23 protein-coding genes are annotated in these 25,366 nt (G+C 74.0%); 4 read left to right on the top strand and 19 right to left on the bottom strand.

Annotation, left to right across the window (positions count from 1 at the left end; genetic code table 11):
* The first annotated feature begins 100 nt into the window (after positions 1 to 100).
* Positions 101 to 685, top strand: a complete 585-nt coding sequence (locus tag AAG589_RS00210) for a DUF6069 family protein (RefSeq protein WP_430565243.1) — start codon at positions 101 to 103, stop codon at positions 683 to 685.
* Here AAG589_RS00210 and AAG589_RS00205 read toward each other — a convergent pair.
* The 4 genes from AAG589_RS00205 to AAG589_RS00190 all read right to left on the bottom strand — a co-directional run bounded on the left by AAG589_RS00205 (position 633) and on the right by AAG589_RS00190 (position 4,946).
* Positions 633 to 1,811, bottom strand: a complete 1,179-nt coding sequence (locus AAG589_RS00205; protein WP_430565242.1) for a winged helix DNA-binding domain-containing protein — start codon at positions 1,809 to 1,811, stop codon at positions 633 to 635. The two genes, AAG589_RS00210 and AAG589_RS00205, sit on opposite strands and share 53 nt — an antisense overlap.
* An 83-nt stretch (positions 1,812 to 1,894) precedes the next feature.
* Positions 1,895 to 3,067, bottom strand: a complete 1,173-nt coding sequence (locus AAG589_RS00200; protein WP_430565241.1) for a branched-chain amino acid aminotransferase — start codon at positions 3,065 to 3,067, stop codon at positions 1,895 to 1,897.
* Positions 3,068 to 3,284: 217 nt separating this feature from the next.
* Positions 3,285 to 4,340 carry a 3-isopropylmalate dehydrogenase gene (locus AAG589_RS00195; RefSeq protein WP_430565240.1) on the bottom strand — a complete coding sequence of 352 codons (1,056 nt, stop codon included), beginning with the start codon at positions 4,338 to 4,340 and terminating at the stop codon, positions 3,285 to 3,287.
* A gap of 72 nt (positions 4,341 to 4,412) precedes the next feature.
* Positions 4,413 to 4,946 carry an ASCH domain-containing protein gene (locus tag AAG589_RS00190; protein WP_430565239.1) on the bottom strand — a complete coding sequence of 178 codons (534 nt, stop codon included), beginning with the start codon at positions 4,944 to 4,946 and terminating at the stop codon, positions 4,413 to 4,415.
* A 69-nt stretch (positions 4,947 to 5,015) separates the two neighbouring features.
* Here AAG589_RS00190 and AAG589_RS00185 point away from each other — a divergent pair, with 69 nt between their 5' ends.
* Positions 5,016 to 5,450 carry an NUDIX hydrolase gene (locus AAG589_RS00185; protein ID WP_430565238.1) on the top strand — a complete coding sequence of 145 codons (435 nt, stop codon included), beginning with the start codon at positions 5,016 to 5,018 and terminating at the stop codon, positions 5,448 to 5,450.
* Between the two features lie 193 nt (positions 5,451 to 5,643).
* On the opposite strand, the gene ilvC is transcribed toward AAG589_RS00185, so the two are convergent.
* The 7 genes from ilvC to AAG589_RS00150 form a co-directional block, all read right to left on the bottom strand.
* Positions 5,644 to 6,672 carry a ketol-acid reductoisomerase gene (gene ilvC, locus AAG589_RS00180; protein WP_430565237.1) on the bottom strand — a complete coding sequence of 343 codons (1,029 nt, stop codon included), beginning with the start codon at positions 6,670 to 6,672 and terminating at the stop codon, positions 5,644 to 5,646.
* Between the two features lie 91 nt (positions 6,673 to 6,763).
* Positions 6,764 to 7,285 (bottom strand): acetolactate synthase small subunit, encoded by a 522-nt coding sequence (ilvN, locus tag AAG589_RS00175; RefSeq protein ID WP_430565236.1) that lies wholly within the window; start codon positions 7,283 to 7,285, stop codon positions 6,764 to 6,766.
* Positions 7,286 to 7,314: 29 nt separating this feature from the next.
* Positions 7,315 to 9,153 carry an acetolactate synthase large subunit gene (locus AAG589_RS00170; RefSeq protein WP_430565235.1) on the bottom strand — a complete coding sequence of 613 codons (1,839 nt, stop codon included), beginning with the start codon at positions 9,151 to 9,153 and terminating at the stop codon, positions 7,315 to 7,317.
* A gap of 279 nt (positions 9,154 to 9,432) precedes the next feature.
* Positions 9,433 to 10,527 (bottom strand): ABC transporter permease subunit, encoded by a 1,095-nt coding sequence (locus AAG589_RS00165; protein ID WP_430565234.1) that lies wholly within the window; start codon positions 10,525 to 10,527, stop codon positions 9,433 to 9,435.
* Complete coding sequence (locus AAG589_RS00160; protein WP_446719656.1) at positions 10,524 to 11,576, bottom strand: ABC transporter ATP-binding protein; 1,053 nt, start codon at positions 11,574 to 11,576, stop codon at positions 10,524 to 10,526. Before AAG589_RS00160 ends, AAG589_RS00165 begins: the two co-directional genes overlap by 4 nt.
* A gap of 133 nt (positions 11,577 to 11,709) precedes the next feature.
* A complete protein-coding gene (locus AAG589_RS00155) occupies positions 11,710 to 13,026 on the bottom strand; it encodes a VOC family protein (protein WP_430565233.1) in 1,317 nt (438 codons plus the stop codon).
* 111 nt (positions 13,027 to 13,137) lie between these two features.
* The gene (locus tag AAG589_RS00150) at positions 13,138 to 13,677 is read right to left on the bottom strand and encodes a carboxymuconolactone decarboxylase family protein (protein ID WP_430565232.1); all 540 of its coding nucleotides are present in this window, start codon (positions 13,675 to 13,677) and stop codon (positions 13,138 to 13,140) included.
* A gap of 46 nt (positions 13,678 to 13,723) precedes the next feature.
* Between AAG589_RS00150 and pdxR the strand changes: the two genes are divergently transcribed.
* Complete coding sequence (gene pdxR, locus AAG589_RS00145; protein WP_430565231.1) at positions 13,724 to 15,196, top strand: MocR-like pyridoxine biosynthesis transcription factor PdxR; 1,473 nt, start codon at positions 13,724 to 13,726, stop codon at positions 15,194 to 15,196.
* On the opposite strand, the gene AAG589_RS00140 is transcribed toward pdxR, so the two are convergent.
* Genes AAG589_RS00140 through ilvD (AAG589_RS00110) form a run of 7 tightly spaced genes read right to left on the bottom strand, consistent with a single transcriptional unit; the run spans position 15,153 to position 22,901 of the window.
* Positions 15,153 to 15,458 (bottom strand): 4a-hydroxytetrahydrobiopterin dehydratase, encoded by a 306-nt coding sequence (locus AAG589_RS00140; RefSeq protein ID WP_430565230.1) that lies wholly within the window; start codon positions 15,456 to 15,458, stop codon positions 15,153 to 15,155. The genes pdxR and AAG589_RS00140 overlap by 44 nt on opposite strands.
* A 43-nt stretch (positions 15,459 to 15,501) precedes the next feature.
* Entirely contained in the window at positions 15,502 to 16,077 is a 576-nt protein-coding gene (locus AAG589_RS00135) for a pyridoxamine 5'-phosphate oxidase family protein (protein WP_430565229.1), read from the bottom strand.
* 24 nt (positions 16,078 to 16,101) lie between these two features.
* On the bottom strand, positions 16,102 to 17,811 hold the full coding sequence (gene ilvD / locus AAG589_RS00130; protein WP_430565228.1) for a dihydroxy-acid dehydratase: 1,710 nt from the start codon (positions 17,809 to 17,811) through the stop codon (positions 16,102 to 16,104).
* 26 nt (positions 17,812 to 17,837) lie between these two features.
* Positions 17,838 to 19,085, bottom strand: a complete 1,248-nt coding sequence (locus AAG589_RS00125; RefSeq protein WP_430565227.1) for a kynureninase — start codon at positions 19,083 to 19,085, stop codon at positions 17,838 to 17,840.
* Complete coding sequence (locus AAG589_RS00120; RefSeq protein WP_430565226.1) at positions 19,066 to 20,127, bottom strand: amidohydrolase family protein; 1,062 nt, start codon at positions 20,125 to 20,127, stop codon at positions 19,066 to 19,068. The genes AAG589_RS00125 and AAG589_RS00120 overlap by 20 nt, the downstream gene beginning before the upstream one ends.
* Positions 20,124 to 21,020 carry a tryptophan 2,3-dioxygenase gene (locus AAG589_RS00115; RefSeq protein WP_430565225.1) on the bottom strand — a complete coding sequence of 299 codons (897 nt, stop codon included), beginning with the start codon at positions 21,018 to 21,020 and terminating at the stop codon, positions 20,124 to 20,126. Before AAG589_RS00115 ends, AAG589_RS00120 begins: the two co-directional genes overlap by 4 nt.
* Positions 21,021 to 21,038: 18 nt before the next feature.
* A complete protein-coding gene (gene ilvD, locus AAG589_RS00110) occupies positions 21,039 to 22,901 on the bottom strand; it encodes a dihydroxy-acid dehydratase (RefSeq protein WP_430565224.1) in 1,863 nt (620 codons plus the stop codon).
* Between the two features lie 320 nt (positions 22,902 to 23,221).
* Between ilvD (AAG589_RS00110) and AAG589_RS00105 the strand changes: the two genes are divergently transcribed.
* Entirely contained in the window at positions 23,222 to 23,797 is a 576-nt protein-coding gene (locus AAG589_RS00105; protein WP_430565223.1) for a DoxX family protein, read from the top strand.
* Positions 23,798 to 23,824: 27 nt separating this feature from the next.
* Here AAG589_RS00105 and AAG589_RS00100 read toward each other — a convergent pair whose 3' ends face one another.
* Positions 23,825 to 25,345, bottom strand: a complete 1,521-nt coding sequence (locus tag AAG589_RS00100) for a peptide MFS transporter (RefSeq protein WP_430565222.1) — start codon at positions 25,343 to 25,345, stop codon at positions 23,825 to 23,827.
* Positions 25,346 to 25,366: the final 21 nt, after the last annotated feature.

Raw genomic sequence — 25,366 nt, 5'->3', positions numbered from 1 at the left:
TCCACGCCGTGGCCCCGGACGTCCCGCGACGTGCCCGGTGCTCGTGCGACCGAGCCGCGGCTGTGGTCGGCTGGCCTCTGTCCCTCAGGAGGGAGCACCGATGACCGACCCGCGACGACCTGGTGGCCCCACGACGCCGACGGGCGTGACCGGGCCGACGCCCGGCATCTCGCAGGGCGCCGCCCCGCCACCGTCCGTCGTGCCGACGTCGGAGCCCGCCGACGCCTGGGACGCGCCCGCGCCGTCGTCCCGCGGGCTGCTGGAGCTCGACCGCCGCCGCTACTGGTCCGGCGCCGCCGTGACCGTCGTGGTCTGCGCCGTCCTCGGGCTCGCGGCGTCGGTCGTGTTCGACAGCGCGTTCGACGTCGGGCTGCTCGGCCCGTCCCGCCTGGTGCCCGACGCCCCGGGCCTCGCCTGGGCGCTGACCGGCGCCCTCTTCGCCCTGCTCGCCGCCGTGGTGCTCCAGCTGCTCGTCCGGGTCGTGCCGCGGCCACGGATGTTCTTCGGCTGGCTCGTCGCGCTGGTCACCGTGATCCTCGCCGCGCTCGCGTTCACCGGCACGGGCGACGCCGCGTCGGCCGTCGTGACCGCGCTCGTGTGGGTGGTGGTCGGGGTCGCGGTCTCGGCGATGCTCACCGGCGTGCTCGGCCGGACTCTCGTGCGGTCGGCTGGCCCGACCAGGTGACCTCGCGCTCGGGGCCCTCGGGGGCGGCGAGCTCGAGCAGCGCGCCCGCCTCGGCCTCCAGCTCCTCCCGGTGGTGCGCCCAGGCGTCGCCGGTGAACGGCTCGAGGTGCACGGTGGCGCGGCGGGCGTCCACGTCCAGGGACCACGTCCCCGCCACCCGGCCGTCCACCCAGAGGGTGGGCAGCACGTCGGCGTTGCGCCGGTAGACGAGGCCCGCGTGCTCCGGGTCGACGATCCGCGAGCGGTCGTCGAGCGCCACGAGCAGCTGGTCCCAGCGCGGCAGGAGCCGCACGGGTGCCGGGGTGTCCCCGGCCACCACGTCGGCGTCGGCCAGGTCGAGCAGCTCCCGGCCGTCGGGCGCGACGTACGTCCGCAGCTCCAGCAGGGCGAGCGCCCGCTTCAGCGCTCCGGCGCCCCGGACGCCGACTCCCCGCGCGACGTCGCGCACCGACGCCGGCCCGAACGCGCGCAGGTACCTCTCGACGACGCGAGCCCGCGCCTCGTCGGGCGGGATCGCGGGCAGCGGGTGCGGCAGGCGGTCGGCCAGCCAGCGGGCGCCGTCCTGGTAGCGCACCGCCACGTGGGAGCCCCACAGCCCGCTCGGCGGCACGTGCACGAGGCCCCCGCCCGCGCTCGCGAGCCGCCACCACGCGCGGCTCACGCCGCCGGGGATCGCGGCGACGGCGTCGACGCCGGGGTACTGCTCCGCGGCGAACGCCTCCACCTCGTCCACGGTGCGCGGCTCGGCGCAGTACGCGCGCACGGCCGCGTTGAGGCCGAGGAGGTCCACCCCGGCGCGGCGCGCGCTCGCGCGCCACGCCGCCAGGCGCTGCTCGGCCGAGACCGCGTCGAGCAGCGGCCAGTCCGCGCTCGGCACGACGTGCAGCGTGGACCGCATCACGGTCGCCTTCACGACGCTGCCGCCGGTCAGGGCGTCCTCGAGCTCGGCGATCGTCTGCCCGGACCGCCGCGACCAGAGCGCGAGGTACGGCATGTCGGGATGCTGCGCCTGCACGCCGCCCACCCGTCCGACGACGGCGGTGACGTCGTCGTCGGAGCGGGCGAGCAGCCGCTGCCGCTCGAGCGTGGTGCGGTTGAGCTCGTCGGCGCTGATCCGGGTCGCCATGCGGGAAGGTGCCTCCGTCCGTGGTCGTGGCCGACCACGCCTGAGCCGTCCCGCGCCGCGGCGGACCTCGCGGCGCGGCGCTCTCAGGCGAGCCGGCGCATCCAGCCGTGCCGGTCCGCGGCCCGACCGTACTGGATGTCGGTGAGCTCCTCACGGATCGCCATGGTGAGCTCTCCCGGCTGGCCGCCCGAGACCTGCAGGTCGAACTCGTCGCCGGCGAGCCGGCCGACCGGGGTGATGACCGCCGCCGTGCCGCAGGCGAAGATCTCGCGCACGGTGCCGTCCTGGAGCCCCGCGACGACCTCGGCGAGCGGCAGCCGACGCTCGACCGCCTCGTGCCCGCGGTCCGCGGCGAGCTGCAGGATGGACGAGCGCGTGACGCCCTCGAGGAACGAGCCGGTGAGCTCCGGCGTGTGCACCGAGCCGTCCGCCATGACGACGAACACGTTCATGCCGCCGAGCTCCTCGAGAACCGAGTTGGTCGTCGCGTCGAGGTAGCAGACCTGGTCGAAGCCCTTCTCGGCGGCGAGCTGCTGCGGCAGCAGGCTCGCCGCGTAGTTGCCGCCGTACTTGGCGTCGCCCGTGCCTCCCGGCCCGGAGCGGTGGTAGTGCTCGTCGATCCAGATCGACACCGGCTTCACCCCGCCGGCGAAGTACGGCCCGACCGGCGACGCGATGACGAGGTACTCGGCCTCCGTCGTCGCGCGCACCCCGAGGAACGCCTCCGACGCGAACATGAAGGGCCGCAGGTAGAGGCTGAAGTCCTCGCCGGAGGGCACCCAGTCGATGTCGGTGCGCACCAGCGCGGCGATGGAGCCGATGAAGTCGTCGACGGACAGGGCCGGCAGCGCCAGGCGGTGCGCGGAGCGCGCGAACCGCGCGGCGTTCGCGTCCGGGCGGAAGGTCCACACGGAGCCGTCCGCGTGCCGGTAGGCCTTCATCCCCTCGAAGATCTCCTGCGCGTAGTGCAGGACGGCGGTCGCGGGGTCGAGCTGCAGCGGGCCGTACTTCTCGATGCGACGGTCGAGCCAGCCGTCGCCCTGGCGCCAGGTGATGCGCGCCATGTGGTCGGAGAACACGGTGCCGAACCTCGGCGCCTGCAGCGCCGCCTCGCGGTCGGCGTCGGAGGTCGGGCTGTCGGTCGCCCGGACGTCGAAGAGGGCGACGAGGTCCTCGAGCTCGGCCGGGAGGATGCCCGACGCGTCGCTGCTCGAGGTGGCGCTCGGGGCGGAGGGGGTGGTGCTGGAGGTGGTCATGATCGGGGGGCCTTTCACCGGGTGACCCCTGTAGTTTTCCACGACCGCGCACCCCGTGGGCACCGGCGTCGCTCCGACCACAGCGGTCACCCGGACTGACGGAGGGAGTCGGGTGATCGACAGGAGGGATGACGGCCGGGGCGGGCGGTGGCTCGGACGACACGTCCGACGGCGCGGCGCGGGTGGCGCCGCGCCGTCCGGTGACGACGCGGGGTCGTCAGCCGTTGACGCGAGCGGCGAGGTCGCGCCCGACCTCGGCCGTCGTGCGTACTCGGTCGCTCGGGTGAACAGGACGGTCGGCGAGGTCGGCCGCGACGGCCGCCTCGACGCGCGCCGCTTCCTCGGCGAGGCCGAGGTGGTCGAGCAGCAGGGAGACCGACAGGACGGTGGCGGTCGGGTCGGCCTTGCCCTGACCGGCGATGTCCGGCGCGGAGCCGTGCACCGGCTCGAACATGGACGGCGCGGTGCGGTCGGGGTTGATGTTCGCCGACGCGGCGAGGCCGATGCCGCCGGTGATGGCGGCGGCCTGGTCGGTGAGGATGTCGCCGAACAGGTTGTCGGTGACGATCACGTCGAACCGCGACGGGTTGGTCGTGAGGAAGATCGTGGCGGCGTCCACGTGCAGGTAGTCCGTGGTGACGTCGGGGAACTCCGCGTTGACGGCCTCGACGGTGCGCCGCCACAGGTGGCCGGCGTGCACGAGCACGTTGTGCTTGTGCACCAGCGTGAGGTGCTTGCGCGGGCGGGCCTGGGCGCGGGCGAAGGCGTCGCGCACCACGCGCTCCACGCCGAACGCGGTGTTGACCGACACCTCGGTCGCGATCTCGTGCGGGGTGCCGACGCGCAGGGCGCCGCCGTTGCCCACGTACGGCCCCTCGGTGCCCTCGCGCACGACGACGAAGTCGACGTCGCCCGGGTTCGCCAGCGGGCTGGTCACGCCCGGGTACAGCTTGCCGGGGCGCAGGTTCACGTAGTGGTCCAGCGAGAAGCGGAGCTTGAGCAGCAGGCCGCGCTCGAGCACGCCCGACGGCACGCTCGGGTCGCCGATGGCGCCCAGCAGGATCGCGTCGTGCCCCTTGATGGCCTCGAGGTCGGCGTCGGTGAGCGTCTCGCCCGTGGCGTGCCAGCGGCGCGCGCCCAGGTCGAACTCGGTGGTGGAGACCTTCACGTCCGAGCCGGCCACGGCCGCCTCGAGGACCGCCAGGCCCTGCTCCACGACTTCCGTGCCGATGCCGTCGCCGGCCACCACTGCCAGGTCGATGCTCCGCGTCATGAGGGCGAGCCTATGCCCGTCGAATCATGATGCGGACACAGATCTCATGATCCGGACGATGCCAGGACGACGTCAGGCGCGGTAGAGCACCTTGAAGCGCTCGCACACGACCGGCATCGTCGGGTCGAACTCGCGGCCGATCTGCGCCAGCGTGCGGCGCCAGTAGCGCTCGTGGCCCTCGCGCCAGTCGGCGAGGGAGCGGTCACCCTCGCCCTCGGCGGCGGCGTGCTCGGCGGTCACCTCCGCGAACGGGACGGTCTCCACCTGCGTGGTCCGGATCAGCACGCGCGGCACCCCCGCGCCGTCGAGCACGATCGACAGGTCACCCTTGCGGGGCAGCGGCTCGTCCGCCGCCTCGTACTCCCAGACCGCGGCGGCGGTGCCGGTCTTCACCCCGTCGAGCACGAGAGCCAGCAGCTCGTCGGCCAGCTCGGGCGAGTCCCCGAACGACCACGCCGGCGGCGGCACCACGTTCTCCGACCGCTCCCCCACCGCGCCGCCGTGGCTGGTCCGACCGGCGCTCGGGCGCGCGACGTCCCAGAACCGCGTGATGTGGTCGGCCTGCTCAGGGTCGAGCCCTCGTGCGGGGGTCGCGTCGTCGCTCATGGCGCCATCCTGCCAGGCGGCGGGGCGTGCGCGCGCCTGGGCAGGCCCGCCGTCTGGCACGATGCCGGGATGTTCACCCGCGTCGCTGCCTACGCCGTCGTGGTCGACCACGACCACCTCCTGCTCCCCCACTGGAACGAGGGCGGCGGGTCCGGCTGGACGCTCCCCGGCGGAGGCATCGAGCCCGGCGAGCACCCGGAGGCCGCCGCGATCCGCGAGCTGCGCGAGGAGTCCGGGTACGACGTCGCGCTCGACGGCCTCCTCGGCGTCGACAGCATCGTCATTCCCGCGGAGCGCCGCTTCGCGGTGAACGGCACCCCGCCCGACGAGCCGCTGCACGGCATCCGGATCGTCTACCGCGCGCACGTCGTCGGCGGCGAGCTGACCGTCGAGGCGAACGGCAGCACCGACGCCGTCGCCTGGCACCGGCTCGACGACGTCGACGCCCTCGACCGCGTGGACCTCGTCGACGTCGCCCGGCGCTGGGCCGGGCTCCTCGCCTGACCGCCGAGCCCGGAGCTACCTCGGCAAGACTCGAACTACCTCAGCCAGGTCCGAACGACCTCGCGGGGTCTCGAACTACCTCGCGGGGTCTCGAACTACCTCGGCGGGATCCGGACTACCTCGCGGGCGCACGTGCGGCCGCCGCCCCCGGGTGGGGGACGACGGCCGCGCGCGTCGCTGCTGACGGAGTGGGTCAGCGAGCGGCGCTGCCCTCCGTGTAGTCGGAGTCAGCGGGCTTGATCCACGAGAACATCTTCCGCAGCTCGCGGCCGGTGGTCTCGATCGGGTGCGCCTCGCCCTTCTCGCGCAGCGCGGTGAACTCGGGCGCGCCCGCGTCCTGGTCCGCGATGAAGCGCTCGGCGAAGGCGCCGTTCTGGATGTCCGCGAGGACGGCCTTCATGTTCTCCTTGACGTGCGGGTCGATGACCCGCGGGCCGGAGACGTAGTCGCCGTACTCGGCCGTGTCGGAGACCGACCAGCGCTGCTTGGCGATGCCGCCCTCGACCATGAGGTCGACGATCAGCTTCAGCTCGTGCAGCACCTCGAAGTACGCGACCTCGGGCTGGTAGCCCGCCTCGGTCAGCGTCTCGAAGCCGTACTGGACCAGCTGCGAGGCGCCGCCGCACAGCACGGCCTGCTCGCCGAACAGGTCGGTCTCGGTCTCCTCGGTGAAGGTGGTCTTGATGCCGCCGGCGCGCAGGCCGCCGATGCCCTTCGCGTACGACAGGGCCAGGCCCCAGGCGGAGCCCGACGCGTCCTGCTCGACGGCGACGATGACCGGCACGCCGCGGCCGTCCACGTACTCGCGGCGCACGAGGTGGCCCGGGCCCTTGGGGGCGACCATGAGCACGTCGTGGCCTGCCTCGGGCTTGATGTAGCCGAAGCGGATGTTGAAGCCGTGCCCGAAGACGAGCGCCGCGCCCTCGTTGAGGTTCGGGGCGATCTCGTCGCGGTACACGTGCCGCTGCACCTGGTCCGGCGCGAGGATGACGACGACGTCGGCCTCCTTGACCGCGTCGGCGACGGGCAGCACGCGCAGGCCCTCGTCCTCGGCCTTCTTCACCGACGCCGAGCCCTCGCGCAGGCCGACGCGGACGTCGACGCCCGAGTCGCGCAGGTTCAGCGCGTGGGCGTGGCCCTGGCTGCCGTAGCCGATGACGGCGACCTTGCGCTGCTGGATGATGGACAGGTCGGCGTCGTCGTCGTAGAACAGCTCAGCCACGGTGATGCTCCTCGGTTCTCGGTGCTGCGATTCGGTACTGCGGGTCGGTTTCTCGATGGTCACCGGCAGGGGTGACGGTACGCGCTCGGCGTCAGGCCGTGCGCACGCGCTCCAGCGCTCGGTCGGTGATGGACCGCGAGCCGCGGCCCACCGCGAGGGTGCCGGACTTCACGATCTCGCGGACGCCGTACGGCTCCAGGGCCGCGAGCAGCGCGGACAGCTTGGCGGCGGTGCCGGTCGCCTCGACGACGACCGTGTCGGGCACGACGTCCACGACGTGGGCGCGGAACAGCTCGACGACCTCGAGCACCCCCGCCCGCGCGGCGGCGTCGGCCCGCACCTTGACGAGCAGCAGCTCGCGCTGCACGGACGACTCGGGGTCGAGCTCGACGATCTTGATGACGTTGACCAGCTTGTTGAGCTGCTTGGTCACGTGCTCGAGGGGGTGCTCCTCGACGTCGACCACCACGGTGATGCGCGAGATCTCCTCGTGCTCGGTGGGGCCCACGGCCAGGGAGTGGATGTTGAACGCCCGGCGCGCGAACAGCGCGGAGACGCGGGTGAGGACGCCCGGCTTGTTCTCGACCAGCACGGACAGGGTGTGACGCGACATGGGTGGCTCCGTCTCTGCTCGTCGGCCGGTCAGTCTTCGCGGTCCCACGCGGGCGAGATGCCGCGCGCGTACTGGATGTCGTCGTTCGGCACGCCGGCGGCGACCATCGGCCACACCATGGCGTCGCGCGAGACCTGGAAGTCGATGACCACGGGGCGGTCGTCGATCTCGCGGGCCCGCTTGATCGCGGCGTCGACCTCGTCCTCGCGCTCCACGCGGATGCCCTCGCAGCCGTACGCGTCGGCAAGCTTCACGAAGTCGGGGATGCGGCGGGTGCCGTGCCCGGTGTGCAGGTCGGTGTTGGAGTAGCGCTCGTCGTAGAAGAGCGTCTGCCACTGCCGCACCATGCCGAGCGAGCTGTTGTTGATCAGCGCCACCTTGATGGGGATGTCGTTGATCGCGCAGGTCGCGAGCTCCTGGTTGGTCATCTGGAAGCAGCCGTCGCCGTCGATGGCCCACACCTCGCGGTCGGGCTGGCCCACCTTGGCGCCCATCGCGGCCGGGACCGCGAAGCCCATGGTGCCCAGGCCCGCGGAGTTCAGCCAGGTGCGCGGGTGCTCGTAGCGGATGAACTGCGCCGCCCACATCTGGTGCTGCCCCACGCCCGCGGCGTAGATGGCGTCCGGCCCGGCCAGCTCGCCGAGCCGCGAGATGACGTGCTGCGGCGCCAGGTGGCCGTCGTCGGTGGCGCTGTAGCCGAGCGGGTAGGTCTCGCGCCAGGTGTCGAGCTGGTGCCACCAGGCGCCCAGGTCGGGCTTGCCCACCTTGGCGTGCTCGGCCTCGAGGGCCGGCACCAGGTCGGCGATGACCTCGCGCAGGTCGCCGACGATCGGCACGTCCACCGGGCGGTTCTTGCCGATCTCCGCGGGGTCGATGTCGGCGTGCACGACGGCGGCGTGCGGCGCGAAGCTCGAGAGCCGGCCGGTCACGCGGTCGTCGAAGCGGGCTCCGAGGGCCACCACGAGGTCGGCCTTCTGCAGCGCCGCCACGGCGGGGACGGTGCCGTGCATGCCGGGCATGCCCAGGTGCTGCGGGTGGCTGTCGGGCACCGCGCCGCGGGCGGTGAGCGTCGTGACGACGGCCGCGCCCGAGGTGTCGACCAGCCGGCGCAGGGCCTCCGAGGCACCCGAGCGGATGACACCGCCGCCCACGTACAGCACGGGCCGGCGGGCCGTCGCGAGCAGCTTCGCGGCCTCGCGGATCTGCTTGGCGTGCGGCTTCGTCACCGGGTGGTAGCCGGGCAGCGACAGCTCCTGCGGCCAGGAGAACGTGGTGCTCGCCGTCATCGCGGACTTCGCGATGTCCACCAGCACCGGGCCGGGGCGGCCGGTCGACGCGATGTGGAACGCCTCGGCGATCGTCCGCGGGATCTCCGCCGGGTCGGTGACCAGGTAGGAGTGCTTGGTGATCGGCATCGTGATGCCGACGATGTCCGCCTCCTGGAACCCGTCCGTGCCGATCAGGTTCTGCGCCACCTGGCCGGTGATCGCGACCAGCGGGACGGAGTCCATGTGCGCGTCGGCGAGCGGCGTCACGAGGTTGGTGGCGCCGGGCCCGGAGGTCGCCATCGTGACGCCGACCTTGCCCGTCGCGTGGGCGTAGCCCTGCGCCGCGTGCCCGCCGCCCTGCTCGTGCCGCACCAGGACGTGGCGGATCTGCTGGGAGTCCATGAGCGGGTCGTAGAGCGGAAGGATCGCCCCGCCCGGGATGCCGAAGACGTTCTCGACGCCGGCCGACTCGAGCGAGCGGACGATCGACTCGGCGCCGGTGACCTCCTCGCCGGAGACGGTGCGGTCGGCTGCTCGGTCGGTGCCGCGCGGCGCGGTGCGGGCGGCCACCTGGGCGGGGGTCGGGTTCGGCTGGACCATCGGTCTCTCCTGCCGGTCGGTCTTGCGGGCGAAGGGTCTGGCGCGGGGTGTCGCTGCAATGAAAAACCCCCCGGTCCCGGGATGACGGGACTGACGAGGGGTGAGCGCGCTGACGAAGCCTGGTGCGTGGGCCTAGTCGGCGCGCCCGGGAAGAAGTACTACGAGGATCGTCTGCACGGATCGAACGTTACGCCCGCGCCCCGGCGATGTCACGTCGTGAGCCCGGTGTCCCATCATGCGGACACCGGGCTCGCGACGTGCGCACCGGGACGTCTCCCGTCAGCTCACGTCGCGCCGGCGGAACACGAGGACGGACACGAGCAGGAGCACCACGGTGAGCGCCAGCAGGTAGAGGCCGCCCTGCGTCTGCGACACCGCCTCCTCCACCCAGGGGCACTCGACGACGCCGGACTCGGCGGGCGCGCAGACCGGGTGGCTGTACACCGCCCCGCCCTCGATCCAGGCGGTGAGGTTCACCGCCGGGTTCCACCGCTGCGCGGCGTCGGCGACGCCGCTGGCGACCACCCCGAGGACGGCCAGGACGGCCCCCGCCCCGATCGCGGCGGCCGCGTTCCGGAAGAGCGCTCCGAGCGCCACGCCGATCATCGCGAACGCCGCCCCCGCGACCACGACGCGGCCCCCGAGCTCGGCGATCTCGACCCACCGCGACGCCGTGAGGTCCCCGAGCGTGCCGAAGCCCGCGTAGACGGCGTAGACCGCGGCGACCGTCGCGGCCACCCCGAGCGCGGTCAGCGGGACGGCGCCGATCCCCGCGGCCGCCGCCTTGGACCAGAAGACCCGTCGGCGGCGGGGCTCGAACGTGAGCCACATGCCGAGGGCGCCGGAGCTCGTCTCCGCGGTCACGAAGCTCACGCCGAGCACGAAGACCACCGCGAGGACGGCGAGCGCGCTGGTCGCGATCTTCGGCGTCCCGGTCTCCCAGCCGTTCCACATCGACGCGTTGACGGCTGCCACGGCAGGGTCCGTGGACGACCCGGTCTCCTCTGCCAGCGCCTCGAGCGCGGACGCGTCGCCGAGGTCCACCTCGTCCCGGACGAACGTCGGCTCGGGCGGCAGGAACCACTCGCGCCGCGGCGCGAGGTCGTCGCACCCCCAGTCCTCGGGGGTCGCGCCCTCGCTCTCGGCGCCCTCCTCGCACTGGGCGACCTGCTCCTCGCCCGTCTCCTCCCAGTTCTCCAGCTCCTGCTGGTAGGCGTCCTCGGCCCAGGCGATCTCCTGCGCGGACGGCGGCCGCGCCGACCCGTACACCGAGAACGCCGTGAGGCAGGCGACCGCCAGCAGCCCGGCCAGGGCCCACCAGGTGAGCCGGCGCGCCCCCAGCCGGCGCAGCTCGACGCGCAGCAGGCGGCTCATGCGTCCACCTCCGACGTCGTCCCCGCTGCGTCGCCCGACGCCGCCGCGTGCGCGGGCTCGGGCGACGGGCCGCCCCGCCGGGTGCGGCCGCCCTTGTGGGTGTGCCCGCCGGGCGTCTCGTGCGCGGTGAGGCCGAGGAAGACGGACTCGAGGTCCGCCTGGAGCGGGGTGAGCTCGTGCACCCAGACGCCGCGCTCGCCGAGCGCGCGATTCACCTGGGCTGCGTCGGCCGCGCCGTCGACGACGAGCGCGTCGTGCTCCCGGCGCACGAGCAGCCCGCCGGTCTCGAGCACGCTGGTGGCGATGGTCAGGTCCGGGGGCGCCACGCGCAGGCGCACCGACCGCGTGGCGGACCCGCCGCCCACGAGGTCGGCAACCCGGCCCGCGGCGACGAGCCGCCCGCGGGCCACGATCGACACCGTGTCCGCGATCTGCTCGACCTCGGCCAGGATGTGGCTGGAGACCAGCACCGTCTTGCCCTGGTCGGCGAGGCTGCGCATGGTCTGCCGGATCTCCCGGATGCCGGCGGGGTCGAGGCCGTTGGTGGGCTCGTCGAAGATGAGCAGGTCGGGGTCCTTGAGCAGCGTCGCGGCGATGGCGAGCCGCTGCTTCATCCCCAGCGAGTACCCCTTGTACCGGTCCTTCGCCCGCCCGGTCAGGCCCACCTCGTCGATGACGGCGTCCACGCGGCCCGCGGGCGCGCCGATCGCGTCGGCGAGCAGCCGCAGGTTGCGACGGGCGCTGAACGCGGGGAAGAACTTCGGGCTCTCCACGATGGCGCCCACCCGGCCCACGACCTCCGGCAGCCGCTTCGGCACCTCGTGGCCGAAGATCGTCGCGGTCCCCCGGTCGGGCCGGACCAGTCCCAGGAGCATCCGGATCGTCGTCGTCTTCCCGGACCCGTTGGGCCCGAGAAACCCGTGCACGCCGCCCACCGGCACCTGCAGGTCGAGGCCCTCGACCCCGACCGACCTCCCCCGCACGCTGCGGTACGTCTTGCGCAGCCCTCGCGTCTCGATCGCGAGCCCTCCGCCGTCGGGCACGGTCACCGCCACCTCCCTGTGGCCGCGGACGCGGCCTCCCGGTCGCGCCCGTCGGACGACGGCGCTGCCAGGGAGGATAGAGCAGGCTTGACGCTGACGAAAGGCCCTCGCTACCCGGATTTGACCCCGTCTCGGGAGTTCACCCGCCCGACGCCTCCGCGCGACCGGGGACGACGGCGATGTCCACCTCGTTGCCCTCCGGGTCGGCGACCGTGCGCCAGAACGGCGTCTCTGCCTCCCGCACGAGGGTGCCACCCGCCGCGACGGCCGCCGCCACGCGGGCGTCGGCGATGTCGGCGGGGACCATGACGTCCACGTGGATCCGGTTGCGCTGCTCGCGCGGTTCGCCCAGCGGCTGCAGGAACACCGACGGTCCGCGCAGCAGCGGGTCGTACAGGTCGGTCTCCCCGCGGGTCTCGTACCCCAGTGCCGCCGCCCAGAACCGGCGCACCGCGCCGACGTCCAGCGCGTCGAACGTGAGCTGCACGTCGCGCAGGACGGCGGGGTCGGCGCGCAGCCCGAGGTCGCGCGCGGCGGCCTGCGCCTGCTGCGCCACCCGCAGCCGGCCGGCGTCGATCCAGCCGTCCTCGGGCGGGCCGACGCGCAGGGTGGCGCCCGAGTACCGGAGGTCGGCGAACAGCGGCACGCCCGCCTCCTCGGCCGCGCGGGCCGCGCGCACGACCAGCTCGACGCCCGCGTCGAAGCCGCCGGTCGCGTAGTAGGCGCTGGCGCCCTGCAGCACGCGCCAGTCGTCCACGCCGCCCGCCGCACGGAACTCCTCGGGCGTGAGCAGGCCCTCGGCCAGGTCCTCGTCGAAGCCCTCCCAGGCCACGACGTCGGCCTCGTTCCCCTCGACGTCCGCCAGCGTCCACCAGTGCGGCACGAACTCCTCGGTCGTGACGCGGCCCCCCGCCGCGAGCGCCGCGTCCACGCGCGCCTGCCGCACGTCGTGCGGCACGAAGACGTCGAGGTGCAGCCGGTTGCGCAGCTGGCGCGGCTCGTCCATGGCCTGGAACCAGACGCCGGGCCACCGCCCGTGCGGGTCCACGAGGTCCTCGTCGGAGCGGGTGTGGCCGAGCACGGCGCCCCAGAACGGCATGACCTGCTCGCGGTCGGTGGAGTCGATGGTCAGCTCCACCTCCTGGACCCCCGCGGGGTCGGCGACGAGCCCGAGAGCGGCGGCGGCCGCGGAGACCTCCCGGGCGAGGGCGACGTCGCGCTCGCTCAGGCCGTCGACGTCGTGCGACGCGACGCGCACCACGACGCCGTCCGGCCGCAGGTCGACGTCGGGGTGGTGGCCCGCACCGTCGGCGAGCACGCGCACCCGCTCCAGGAGCACGGCGCCCTCCCCCGGGGACCGGGTGCGGAACAGGGCGCTCGCGCCCCGGCCGAGGGCCCGCCAGTCCGTGGTGCCGTCGGCGGCCTCGAACCCTGCCGCGGTGATCTCGTCGGGCATCGCCGGCACCACCCTCCCCGTCCGTCGCTGATGGCTCGCGCCTCGGTCCACCCTGCCGTGGCGGCGGGCGTCTCGCGCGGCGACGGACGGGGAGGAACGGGGGCGGGCCGGTCAGGCGTGGCGGGCGGGCGCCCAGCAGCGCGCGGTCGCGCCGACGCCGTTCCACGCGATCACGGTGACGACGAGCGCGAGGACCGCGGCGGCCGCCGCCTCCCCGACCTCGGCCACGAGGCCTTCGACGACGGGGGCCGGGACCTCGGCCGCCGAGACGCGGACGACTGCCTCGGTCAGCTCGAGCGCCGCGCGCTCGGCCGCCGTGAAGAAGCCCGACTCGCGCCACACGGGCACGGCCAGCAGGCGCTGGGGGTCCACGCCGACCTCGGCGGCGGCCCGGGAGTGCATGTCGACGCAGTACGCGCAGCCGTTGAGCTGCGACGCCCGGAGGCGCACGAGCTCGCGCAGGGCGGGGTCGACGCCCGCCCGTTCGGCGTCCAGGGCGGCGGCGGAGTCCAGCCGGCCCATCGCGGCCGAGAACTCGGGCGCGAGGCCGTCCATGTCCAGGCGGCGCGCGATGCGGACGAACCCGGTGCGAGGTTCCGTGTCGGTGGTCGTGCCGGTGCCGATGTCGGTGGTCACGTCGGTGGTGGTCATGTCCCCGACGCTACGGCGCAGTGGACCAGCGCTACAGTGCAATCCGATGACAGATTTCTGGTCCATTTCTCGGGCGACGCCGACGTCGTCCGGGCTCGACCTGCACCTCGCTCTCGGGTCGCCGCGGCCCGGTCGGGGCCTCGAGGACGCGCTGCGGGACGCCGTGACGACCGGCCGGCTCGCCCCGGGCACCCGGCTGCCGTCGTCGCGGGCGCTCGCGGCCGACCTCGGCGTCGCGCGCGGCACCGTCGCGGCGGTGTACGCCCAGCTCGCCGCGGAGGGCTGGCTCGACTCGCGCGTCGGGGCGGGGACGTGGGTGGCCCACCCGACCGGCGTCGCTCCGGCCGCCCCGCCACCGACCCGGCCGGCGCCCGACCTCCTCGACCTGCGCGCGGGCATCCCCGACGCGTCCGCGTTCCCGCGCGCGGCGTGGGCCGCGAGCGCCCGGCGCGCGGTGGTCGACGCCCCCGCCGCGCACCTCGGGTACGGCGACCCGCTCGGCGACGAGTCGCTGCGGCGCGCCCTCGCCGCCTACCTGGCCCGGGTGCGCGGCGTCCGGGCCGAGCCGGGCGCCGTGGTGGTGACGCAGGGCTTCGGCGAGCTGCTGGCGCTCGTGTGCCGCACCCTGGCCGCGCGCGGGGCGCGGCGCGTCGCCGTCGAGCGGTTCGGGCACGCCGCACACCGCGAGATCGTCGCGGCGGCGGGGCTCGACGTCGTCCCGGTCCCCGTCGACGGCGAGGGGCTCGACGTCGCCGCGCTCGCCGCCCTGTCCGGGATCGACGCCGTGCTGGTCACCTCCGCCCACCAGTTCCCGACCGGGGTCGCCCTGGGGCCCGGCCGGCGGCGCGAGCTCGTCGCGTGGGCGCGGCGCACCGGCGCGCTCGTCGTCGAGGACGACTACGACGGGGAGTTCCGCTACGACCGCCGCGCCGTCGGAGCCCTGCAGGCGCTGGCCCCGGACCGCGTCGTCTACGCGGGCACCGCCAGCAAGGCGCTCGCGCCCGGTGTCGGGCTGGCGTGGGGCGCCGTGCCCCCGGCGCTCGTGCCGGACCTCGCGCACCACCGGCGGCTGTCCGGCGTCCGGCCCGACCGGCTCGGCCAGCTCACCCTCGCCCGCTTCCTCGACGACCACGGGTACGACCGCACCGTGCGCAGCCGCCGCGCCGTGTACCGCGCCCGGCGGCGCCGGCTGCAGGAGGTGGTCGACCAGCGTCTGCCGGGCTGCCGTCTCGTCGGCATGGACGCCGGGCTGCACACCCTGCTCGCGCTGCCCGACGGCGTCGCGGAGCGGGCGGTCGCGAGCGCGGCGGCCGCGCGCGGCCTGCGGCTCCTCGGCCTCGCGGAGCTCGACGCGACGCCCGGCGACCCGGCGGCCCACGACGGGCCGCAGCACGTGGTCGTGGGGTTCGGCGCCCCTCCCGGGCACCGCTACGAGGCGGCGCTCGACGCCCTGGTCGCCGCGGTGACGGACGCCGTCAGTCCTGTGCCGGGAGCTCCAGCTCCGCGGCGGCGTCGCTGATGCGCCGCGCGAGGTCCACGTCGCGCGTGGTCAGGCCCCCGGCGTCGTGGGACGACGTGCGCACGGTCACCGTGCTGTAGCGCAGGTCCACGTCGGGGTGGTGGTTCACGAGGTCCGCGATCTCGGCGATCGCGTCGACGAACCGCGCTCCCGCCGCGAACGACCCGGTGCGGAAGACTGCCCGGGCGGAGCCGTCGTCGGCCTGCCAGTCGGCGACGCCGTCGCTGTGCGTGAACTGCCTCGGGGTGATCGAGTCGCTCATGCGCCCAGCATCGCCCGGCGCGGCGCCTCTCGCCCGCCGGCGCTCACTCCGCGGCCGGGGCCGGCTCGGGGTCGTCGTCGAACGCGGGGAGCCCGTCGATGCTCGCGCGGTTCTTCCGCCGGCGATAGGCGGCCTGCCCCTCGACGCCCTTGCGGTCCATGTGGGCGGGCAGCAGGTCGCGCTCCCCGACGTGGTCGAGCAGCGGCACGCCGTAGCCGCAGGAGTCCGAGACGCGCTCGACGTCGACGACGATCACCGCCCGGGCCCCGCGCTGCTCGGTGAAGCGGGGCGCCCAGTCCGCGAACTCGTCGTCGTAGATCGTGACCACGCGACCTCGCCCGTGCAGCCGGACGACGTTCGGCGGCCCCTCGAAGGCGCAGAACATCAGGGTGATCCGGCCGTTCTCGCGCAGGTGCGCGATCGTCTCCGCGCCGGACGCGGTGAGGTCGAGGTACGCGACCGTGTGCTCGTCGACCACGACGAACGTCCCGTCGATCCCCTTCGGCGAGACGTTGACGCGTCCGTCCGCCGCCAGCGGGGCGGTGGCGACGAAGAAGACGTGCTGTGCCTCGACGAACTCTCGGAGCCGTCCGTCGATACGCTCGTGCACCTTTCCCATGGCGCGACCGTACCCGGCGCGCGCTCAGCCGAGGACGGCGCCCCGGGACGCGGACTGCACCAGCTTCGTGTACTTCGCGAGGACGCCGCGGGTGTACCCGTGGCTCAGGGGCGCCCACCCGTCCCGGCGGGCGGCGAGCTCGGCGTCATCGACCAGCAGGTCGAGGGTCTTGCTCGCGACGTCGAGCCGGATGCGGTCGCCGTCGCGCACGAACGCGATCGGGCCGGCGTCGACGGCCTCGGGCGCGATGTGGCCGACGCACAGGCCGGTGGTGCCGCCGGAGAACCGGCCGTCGGTGATCAGCAGCACGTCCTTGCCGAGCCCGGCGCCCTTGATCGCGCCGGTGATGGCGAGCATCTCGCGCATGCCCGGGCCGCCCTTGGGGCCCTCGTAGCGGATGACGACGACGTCGCCCGCGGTGATCGTCCCGTCCTCGAGCGCGTCCAGCGCGGCCCGCTCCCGCTCGAACACGCGCGCGGTGCCCTCGAAGACGTCGGAGTCGAAGCCCGCGGACTTCACGACAGCGCCCTCGGGCGCGAGCGAGCCGTGCAGGATCGTGATGCCGCCCGTCGGGTGGATGGGCCGGTCGAGGGCGCGCAGGATCTTGCCGTCCGGGTCGGGCGGGTCGATCTCCGCGAGGTTCTCCGCGACGGTGCGGCCGGTGACGGTGAGGCAGTCGCCGTGCAGCAGCCCGGCGTCGAGCAGCGCCTTCATGACGACGGGCACGCCGCCGATGCGGTCGACGTCGTTCATCACGTACCGCCCGAACGGCTTGAGGTCCCCGAGGTGCGGCACGCGGTCGGCCACGCGGGAGAAGTCGTCGAGCGTGAGCTCCACCTCCGCCTCGTGCGCGATGGCGAGCAGGTGCAGCACCGCGTTGGTCGACCCGCCGAACGCCATCACCACGGCGATGGCGTTCTCGAACGCCTCCTTGGTCATGATCTGCCGGGCGGTGATGCCGCGCCGCAGCAGCTCGACGACCGCCTCGCCCGACCGGTGCGCGAAGCCGTCGCGGCGGCGGTCCGCCGACGGCGGCGCGGCCGACCCGGGCAGGGACATGCCCATCGCCTCGGCCACCGACGCCATCGTGTTCGCGGTGTACATGCCCCCGCAGGCGCCCTCGCCCGGGCAGATGGCGCGCTCGATGCGGTCGACGTCCTCGGTGCTCATCAGCCCGCGGGCGCACGCCCCCACCGCCTCGAAGGCGTCGATGAGCGTGACGTCCCGCTCCGTGCCGTCGGACAGCTTCACCCAGCCGGGCATGATCGACCCGGCGTAGAGGAACACGCTCGCCAGGTCGAGCCGGGCGGCGGCCATGAGCATCCCGGGCAGCGACTTGTCGCAGCCGGCGAGCAGCACGGACCCGTCCAGCCGCTCCGCCTGCATGACCGTCTCCACGGAGTCCGCGATGACGTCGCGGCTCACCAGGGAGAAGTGCATGCCCTCGTGGCCCATGGAGATGCCGTCGGAGACGGAGATGGTGCCGAACTCCAGCGGATAGCCGCCGCCGGCGTGCACCCCCTCCTTCACCGCGCCCGCCAGCCGGTCGAGCGACAGGTTGCAGGGCGTGATCTCGTTCCACGAGCTGGCGACGCCGATCTGGGGCTTGACCCAGTCGTCGTCGGTCATGCCGACGGCGCGGAGCATGCCGCGCGAGGCGGTCGCCTCCAGGCCGTCGGTGACCTGGCGCGACCGGGGCTTGAGGTCGGGGGTGGCTGCGGCGTCAGCGCTCATGGCCCGAGCCTAGGCACGCTCGCCCGTCACGGCTCCCCGACGCGCCCGCTCACCTCGAGCAGCGCGTCGCGGACGGCCTCGACGCCGACGCGGACCTCGTCGAACGAGGTCGACAGCGGCGACAGACCGAGGCGCAGGCCGTTCGGACGGCGGAAGTCCGGGATCACCCCGCGGGACCACAGCAGCGGCAGCGTGTCGGCGAAGGCGTCGTGGTCGACGGTCACGTGGCTCCCCCGTCGCCCGTCGTCGCGCGGCGACGCGACCCGGACCCCGAGGGGCACCAGCAGGTCGTCCACGAGCTCGAGCGCGAACCGGGTGAGCGCCACCGACTTCGCGCGGACGGCGTCGAGCCCGGCGTCCGAGAGGAGGTCGAGCGTGTCCTGCATCGCGAGCATCCCGACGATCGCGGGCGTGCCGGACAGGAACCGGCGCACGCCGGCGTGCGGCGCGTAGGCGGGGCCCATCTCGAACGGCTCGGCGCTGCCCATCCAGCCCCGGATCGGCTGGACCAGCTCGTCCTGGAGGTCCGCGCGGACGTACCCGAACGCGGGCGAGCCCGGGCCGCCGTTCAGGTACTTGTACGTGCAGCCCGCGGCGAGGTCCGCGCCCCACGCGTCCAGCGCGACGGGCACCGCGCCCGCGGAGTGGCACAGGTCCCACAGCACCAGCGCACCGGCGTCGTGCGCGCGGCGCGTGATCTCGGCGCCGTCGCTCACGTATCCCGAGCGGTACGCGACGTGGCTCAGCACGACCAGCGCCGTCCGGTCGGACAGGACGGCGGACACCTGCTCGGGCGTGACGCCGCCGTCGTGGTCGGGGGCGATCCAGCGCAGCGTGGCGCCGTGCTCGCGCGCGACGCCCTCCAGCACGAAGCGGTCGGTCGGGAAGTTGCCGGAGTCGAGGACGATCTCGTCGCGCCCGGCCACCCGCGGCGACGACAGCGCGGCCCGCACCAGCTTGTACAGGATCACCGTGGTCGAGTCGCCGACGAACGTCTGGCCCGGCGCCGCCCCCAGCGCGACGTCGCCGATCCGGTCGCCGACGCGCAGGGGCAGGTCGTACCACTCCTCGTCCCAGCCGCGGATGAGCCGCGCGCCCCACACGTCGGGCGCGAACCGCGCGAGACGCTCGGCCGACGCCCGGGTGGGGCGGCCCAGCGAGTTGCCGTCGAGGTAGGCGGTCACCTCGTCCGACGCGACGAACTCGGCGCGGAACCGGGCGAGCGGGTCGGCCGCGTCCAGCGCGGCGGCGCGGTCACGGTGCGTGGTGGTCATGCGGCTCCTCCAGGGTCTGCGGGGCGTCGGTGGGCGGGACGAACGCGGGGTCGCGCAGGGCCGCGACGTCGAGGACGGTGGCGCGGGCCAGCCAGGCCGCGTGCACGGCGCCGTCGTCGGCCCGCGCGGGCGCCGGGCCGGGCACGAACGACACGAGGCCGGTGGGCGGCTCGTCGCCGACCAGCGCCACGAGCAGCGACCGCCGGCCGAGGCCCGCCGCCGCGAGCGCGGCGAGCTCGCGGTGGTTCAGGCCCACGGGCAGGGGCCCGTTGCCCAGGTCGGTGCCGTAGCGGACCCGGCCGCCCGCCGCGACGAACCGGCCCAGGTTCTCGAGCGCGACCTCGTGCTCGGTGGTGGGAGCGCCCCAGCCGTGGATGTCGAGCGTGCTGATCCACGTCATCGGCCGCCCGGTCACCCCGCCCGCCGCCGTGGACGCGAGCAGCTCGTCGGGCAGGCGCTCGCTGAAGGGGGCGTGCGCCAGGCGGTCGACGCCGGCCTCGAACGCCCGCGCCGCCTGGCCCGGGCCCTCGGCGTGCGCGACGACCGGACGCCCGTGCTCGTGCGCCCGGCCGACGACGGCGGCCAGGGTGGCGTCGTCGGGCACCGGTCCCGCCGTGGCGTGCAGGGCGACCTTGACGAACGAGGCGCCCGCCGCGACCTGCCGGTCCACGGCTGCCGCGGCGGCGGCCGGGTCGCCGACCTCCTCGACCGAGCCGGCCGGGGCCCACGGACGGTCGCTCGGGTAGCCGCCGGGGGCGGTGAGGAACGCGCCGGCGTACGCGACGCGCGGGAGCGCGGGGTCGTCGGCCGTGCTCGTCGACAGGGCGGCGACGTCGGCCGGGACGCCGCCCAGGTCGTGCACGGCGGCGACGCCGCGCGCCCGCAGGGGCGCCGGGTCCACGAGCCCCAGGTGCACGTGCGCGTCCGTGAACGGCGGCAGCAGCGTGCCCGACTCCGCCAGCCGGCGCCGCACCTGCGGCGGGACGTCGGCCGGCAGGACGACCGGGGCGATGCCCGGAGGCACGACCAGCGAGCCGGTCACGACCGGGCGCCCGGGCCGGCGGTCGCGCCGATCTCGGTGCGCACGGCGAAGAGCTCGGGGAAGAACGTCAGGTCGAGGGCCCGCTGGAGGAAGCCGACGCCGCTGGACCCGCCCGTGCCGCGCTTGGTGCCGATGATGCGCAGCACGGTCTTCATGTGGCGGAAGCGCCAGAGCTGGAAGTTGTCCTCGAGGTCCACCAGCTCCTCGCACGTCTCGTACGCCGACCAGTCCGCCTCCGGGTGCGCGTAGATGCGGCGGAAGACCTCGACCAGGTCGTCGTCGAGCGTGTGGGCCGTGGTGACGTCGCGGTCGAGCACGTGCCGGGGCACGTCGTGGCCGTGCCGGGCGAGGTAGCGCAGGAACTCGTCGTACACGCTCGGCTCGCCGAGCAGCCGGGCGAGCTCGGCGCGCGCCTCCGGCTCGGCGTCGAAGACCGCCAGCATCCGAGAGTTCTTGTTGCCCAGCAGGAACTCCACGGCGCGGTACTGCCAGGACTGGAACCCGGACGCGTTCCCGAGGAAGCCGCGGAACTGCGCGTACTCGCTGGGCGTGAGCGTGGCGAGCACCGACCACTGCTCGGTGAGCGTGCGCTGCACGTGCTTGACGCGGGCGATGCGCTTGAGCGCCGCGCCGAGCTCGTCCGCCGCGAGCAGGTCGCGGGCCGAGACCAGCTCGTGCAGCACCAGCTTGAGCCACAGCTCGGTGGTCTGGTGCTGCACGATGAACAGCATCTCGTCGTGGTGCGCGGGGGTGCTGATCGGCTCCTGCGCGGCCAGCAGCGTGTCCAGGTGCAGGTACGAGCCGTACGTCATCCGCTCCCGCAGGTCGGTGACGATCTCCGGCTCGAGCTCACGCTCGTTGGGCGTGGCTCCGGGTTCGGGCTGGTCGACCATGCCCGGAGCCTACGTCCGTCAGCGACGCGCGATGAGGGACACGTCCCGGACGGCGCCCCGGTCCGCCGACGTCGCCATCGCCGCGTACGCCTGGAGGGCCGGCGAGACGTAGCGGTCGCGGTTCAGCGGCTGCCACGGGTTCTCGCGGGCCTCCATCTTGGCGCGGCGCTCGGCGAGCACCTCGTCCGGCACGTTGACCCGGATGAGACGGGTGTCGACGTCGATCTCGATCTCGTCGCCGTCCTCGATGAGGCCGATCGTGCCGCCGGCGGCCGCCTCGGGCGAGACGTGCCCCACCGAGATGCCGCTCGACCCGCCGGAGAACCGGCCGTCGGTGATGAGGGCGCAGACCTTGCCGAGCCCGCGGCCCTTGATGAACGACGTCGGGTAGAGCATCTCCTGCATGCCCGGGCCGCCGGACGGCCCCTCGTAGCGCACGACCACGACGTGGCCCGGCTGGACCTGCTTGGTGAGGATCTTCTCGACGGCGTCCTCCTGCGACTCGCAGACGAGGGCCTTCCCCACGAAGTGGAAGACGTCGGGGTCGACGCCCGCCGTCTTGAAGACGGCGCCGTCGGTGGCGAGGTTGCCGCGCAGCACGGCCAGGCCGCCCTCCACGGTGTACGCGTGCTCGAGGTCGCGGATGCAGCCCTCGGCGGCGTCGGTGTCGAGGCTCTCCCACACGTTGGACGTCGAGAACGCCTGCGTGGTGCGCACCCCGCCCGGGGCGGCGTGGAAGAGCTCGACGGCCTGCTCGGTGGCCTTGCCGCCGCGCACGTCCCAGTCGTCGAGCCACTCGCGCAGCGAGGGCGAGTGCACCGACGTGACGTCGTGGTCGAGCAGCCCGGCGCGGTCCAGCTCGCCGAGGAGCGCGGGGATGCCGCCGGCGCGGTGCACGTCCTCCATGTGGAAGCTCGGGTGGTTCGGCGCCACCTTGCTCAGGCAGGGCACGCGGCGGCTGATCTGCTCGATGTCGGACAGGTCGAAGTCGACCTCGCCCTCCTGCGCGGCGGCGAGGATGTGCAGCACCGTGTTGGTGGAGCCGCCCATCGCGACGTCGAGGGCCATCGCGTTCGAGAACGCCGCCTTGGTCGCGATCGAGCGCGGCGCCGCGCTGTCGTCCTCGTCGTCGTAGTAGCGCTTCGCGAGGTCCACGATGGTGCGGCCGGCCTCGAGGAAGAGCTCCTTGCGGGCGGCGTGCGTGGCCAGCGTGGAGCCGTTGCCCGGCAGCGACAGCCCGAGCGCCTCGGTGAGGCAGTTCATCGAGTTGGCCGTGAACATGCCCGAGCAGGAGCCGCAGGTGGGGCAGGCGTTCTCCTCGACCTGGGCGAGCGCGCCGTCTGACACGTTGTCGTCGGCGGAGTAGTTGATCGCGTTGATGAGGTTCAGCGGGGTCTTCGCGACGCCGTCGGCCACGATCGCCTTGCCGGCCTCCATGGGCCCGCCGGACACGAAGATCACCGGGATGTTGAGCCGCAGCGCAGCGTTGAGCATGCCCGGCGTGATCTTGTCGCAGTTGGAGATGCACACGAGCGCGTCCGCGCAGTGCGCGTTGACCATGTACTCGACCGAGTCCGCGATGAGGTCGCGGCTGGGCAGCGAGTAGAGCATCCCGCCGTGGCCCATGGCGATGCCGTCGTCGACGGCGATCGTGTTGAACTCCTTCGCGACGCCGCCGGCCTCCTGGATCGCGGACGCCACGAGGTCGCCCATGTCCTTGAGGTGCACGTGCCCCGGGACGAACTGCGTGTAGGAGTTCGCGATCGCGACGATCGGCTTGCCGAAGTCCTCGGAGCCCATGCCGGTGGCGCGCCACAGCGCGCGGGCACCGGCCATGTTGCGACCGTGGGTGGACGTCCGAGAGCGCAGGGGACGGCTCATGTCAGCTCCTTCGACGAGTTCCGCGGCGCGTCGCGGGCGGCGCGCACGAGCACGCTACGCCCGGCGTCCCGCATCGCGGGCATCCGTCCGCACAGTGGTCGGTTTGCCTGCTGAAACGTTCCGAAGGTCACGGAACGGTTGCGATGCCCGGGCAACCCGGGGCATGTTGTCCACGGTTCAACCGTTTGCGGGCAAACCGGTCCAAACCGGCCCGCGCCACGACGAACCGCATCACCAGCAGCGACCCGCCTCCGGGCAGCGCCGCCACGGAGTCACCGACCTCAGCACCACGCAGCGCACCACGATCAGGGAGCTCACTCATGACCGCGACCGCCGCAGGCAGCACGATCGGCACGACGTCCACCGACCGCACCCACGCCCTGGACGACGCGTCCGCCGTGGTGACGTCCCTCCCGGCACGCCGCGCGCTGGCGCTGTGTCGCATCCTCCTGGCCGTGGTGTTCCTGTGGCCCGTGGCCGACAAGACCTTCGGCCTCGGCTACGCCACCCCCGCCGAGCGTGCCTGGGTGGCGGGCAGCTCCCCCACCGCGGGCTACCTGGGCTCGATCGAGAGCCCGCTCGCCGGCGGGTTCGCCGCGCTGAGCGGCCCGGCCGTCGACTGGCTGTTCATGCTCGGGATGCTCGGCACGGGGCTCGCCCTCCTGCTCGGCATCGGGCTGCGCGTGGCGGCCGTCGCGGGCGGGCTGCTCATGCTGACGCTGTGGCTGTCGACGTGGCCCTTCGCCGCGGGCTCGCAGAACCCGCTGGTCGACCAGCACCTCGTGTTCACCGCGCTGCTGGCCGCCCTCGCGCTCACCCGCGCCGGCGACACCTGGGGCCTCGGCCGCGCCTGGGCCGCCTCACCGGTGCCCGGCAGCGCCACCTGGCTGCGCTGACGGCGGACCCCATCGGCGCCGGCGCGGTCAGGACGCGCCGGCGCTGTGGGTGTGCTCCAGCTCGTCCGCGCGCCGGATGTGCCGCGTGACCCACGGCGCCAGCAGCAGGAGGATCCCCGCGAACACGAGCGCGACGACGCCGATCCCGCCGAAGTACGCGGTGTCGGAGACCCCCTCGGTCGCCTCGATGGTCTGCGCCGTGATCGCCTGGCCCGCGGCCGACGACAGGAACCACAGCGCCATCGCCTGGCCGCGGAACGCCCGCGGCGCCAGCAGCGTCGTCGCCGCGATGCCCACCGGCGACAGGCACAGCTCGCCGAGCGTCTGGATGACGTAGACCCCGATGAGCACCCACGGCGGGGCCTGCTCGTCGGCGAAGACGGCCGACATCCCCGCGAGGAACAGGAACGACAGCGCCGCGAGCGTCAGCCCCATGACGAACTTGTACGCCGTGGGCGGCCGGTCCCCCGTCTTCGTCCAGATCCACGCGAACACCGGCGCCAGGATGATGATCGACGCGGGGTTGATCGACTGGAAGAACGCGGGCGAGAGGTCGATGCCGAACAGCTGGAGCTGGGTGCGGTCGGCGGCGAACTGCGTCAGCGTCGTCGCCGCCTGCTCGAAGATCATCCAGAACAGCATGGCCGCGACGAACAGGGGCACGTACGCGATCACCCGGGGCCGCTCGGCGTCGGTCACCCGCTTCGACCGGTACATCACGGTGAGCAGCACGACCGGGGTGGCGAGCGCCAGGTACGACACGGCGTCGATGAACGTCTCGACCGCCCAGCCCCCGGCCAGCACCACGGCGAGCGCCGTCGCCAGGGCGATCGCCCCCACGACGATGAGCCCGAGCCGCACGACGGCCGGGCGGTCCTCGGGCGTGATCGGGTTGGGCACGTCCGTGCCGGCCTTGCCGAGATACTTGTAGCCGGCGACGAAGAAGACGAGCGCGATCGCCATGCCGATCGCCGCGACCGAGAACCCCGCGTGGTAGCCCCAGGCCCGCTGGACGAAGCCCACGACGAACGGCGAGAAGAACGAGCCCAGGTTGATCCCCATGTAGAAGATCGAGAACGCCGGGTCGCGGCGCGGGTCGTCGCGCGAGTACAGCTCGCCGACCATCGAGGAGACGTTCGGCTTGAGCAGGCCGGTGCCGAACGCCACGAGCCCGATGCCCAGCATCGAGAAGGCGTAGGTCGGCACCGTGAGCGCCACGTGCCCGGCGGCGATGACGATCCCGCCGTACAGCACGGACCGGCGGGCGCCGATCACCCGGTCCGCCAGCCAGCCGCCGACCACCGACAGCAGGTAGACCGACGTGCCGTAGATCGAGACGAACGCGGCGCCCGTCGTCGCGTCCATCCCGAGGCCGCCGTTGGCCACGGTGTCCGTCAGGTACAGCAGCAGGATGGCCCGCATGCCGTAGTAGCTGAACCGCTCCCACGCCTCCGTGGTGGCCAGCGTCATGAGCCCCCGCGGGTGCCCGAAGAACGCGCGGTCGCCCTCGTGCTCCGGGTGCGACGGCGCCGCTGCCTGATCGGTCATGCAAAAACTCTCGCACCGGCC

Source organism: Isoptericola sp. F-RaC21, assembly GCF_038593535.1.
Lineage (GTDB): Bacteria > Actinomycetota > Actinomycetes > Actinomycetales > Cellulomonadaceae > Isoptericola.
The sequence above is the reverse complement of the archived record's forward strand: the minus strand, read 5'-3'. Positions and strand labels throughout refer to the sequence as shown.

Excerpts from the sequence above, each read along its gene's own strand:
- pdxR (WP_430565231.1), top strand. The coding sequence starts at position 13,724 with ATGACAGATTTCTGGTCCATTTCTCGGGCGACGCCGACGTCGTCCGGG.
- AAG589_RS00190 (WP_430565239.1), bottom strand. The coding sequence starts at position 4,946 with ATGAGCGACGACGCGACCCCCGCACGAGGGCTCGACCCTGAGCAGGCC.
- AAG589_RS00155 (WP_430565233.1), bottom strand. The coding sequence starts at position 13,026 with ATGCCCGACGAGATCACCGCGGCAGGGTTCGAGGCCGCCGACGGCACC.
- AAG589_RS00200 (WP_430565241.1), bottom strand. The coding sequence starts at position 3,067 with ATGACCACCTCCAGCACCACCCCCTCCGCCCCGAGCGCCACCTCGAGC.
- AAG589_RS00105 (WP_430565223.1), top strand. The coding sequence starts at position 23,222 with ATGACCGCGACCGCCGCAGGCAGCACGATCGGCACGACGTCCACCGAC.
- ilvD (WP_430565228.1), bottom strand. The coding sequence starts at position 17,811 with ATGAGCGCTGACGCCGCAGCCACCCCCGACCTCAAGCCCCGGTCGCGC.
- AAG589_RS00135 (WP_430565229.1), bottom strand. The coding sequence starts at position 16,077 with ATGGGAAAGGTGCACGAGCGTATCGACGGACGGCTCCGAGAGTTCGTC.
- AAG589_RS00195 (WP_430565240.1), bottom strand. The coding sequence starts at position 4,340 with ATGACGCGGAGCATCGACCTGGCAGTGGTGGCCGGCGACGGCATCGGC.
- AAG589_RS00115 (WP_430565225.1), bottom strand. The coding sequence starts at position 21,020 with ATGGTCGACCAGCCCGAACCCGGAGCCACGCCCAACGAGCGTGAGCTC.
- AAG589_RS00125 (WP_430565227.1), bottom strand. The coding sequence starts at position 19,085 with ATGACCACCACGCACCGTGACCGCGCCGCCGCGCTGGACGCGGCCGAC.
- AAG589_RS00210 (WP_430565243.1), top strand. The coding sequence starts at position 101 with ATGACCGACCCGCGACGACCTGGTGGCCCCACGACGCCGACGGGCGTG.
- AAG589_RS00165 (WP_430565234.1), bottom strand. The coding sequence starts at position 10,527 with ATGAGCCGCCTGCTGCGCGTCGAGCTGCGCCGGCTGGGGGCGCGCCGG.
- ilvN (WP_430565236.1), bottom strand. The coding sequence starts at position 7,285 with ATGTCGCGTCACACCCTGTCCGTGCTGGTCGAGAACAAGCCGGGCGTC.
- AAG589_RS00205 (WP_430565242.1), bottom strand. The coding sequence starts at position 1,811 with ATGGCGACCCGGATCAGCGCCGACGAGCTCAACCGCACCACGCTCGAG.
- AAG589_RS00150 (WP_430565232.1), bottom strand. The coding sequence starts at position 13,677 with ATGACCACCACCGACGTGACCACCGACATCGGCACCGGCACGACCACC.
- AAG589_RS00140 (WP_430565230.1), bottom strand. The coding sequence starts at position 15,458 with ATGAGCGACTCGATCACCCCGAGGCAGTTCACGCACAGCGACGGCGTC.
- AAG589_RS00170 (WP_430565235.1), bottom strand. The coding sequence starts at position 9,153 with ATGGTCCAGCCGAACCCGACCCCCGCCCAGGTGGCCGCCCGCACCGCG.
- AAG589_RS00185 (WP_430565238.1), top strand. The coding sequence starts at position 5,016 with ATGTTCACCCGCGTCGCTGCCTACGCCGTCGTGGTCGACCACGACCAC.
- AAG589_RS00100 (WP_430565222.1), bottom strand. The coding sequence starts at position 25,345 with ATGACCGATCAGGCAGCGGCGCCGTCGCACCCGGAGCACGAGGGCGAC.
- ilvD (WP_430565224.1), bottom strand. The coding sequence starts at position 22,901 with ATGAGCCGTCCCCTGCGCTCTCGGACGTCCACCCACGGTCGCAACATG.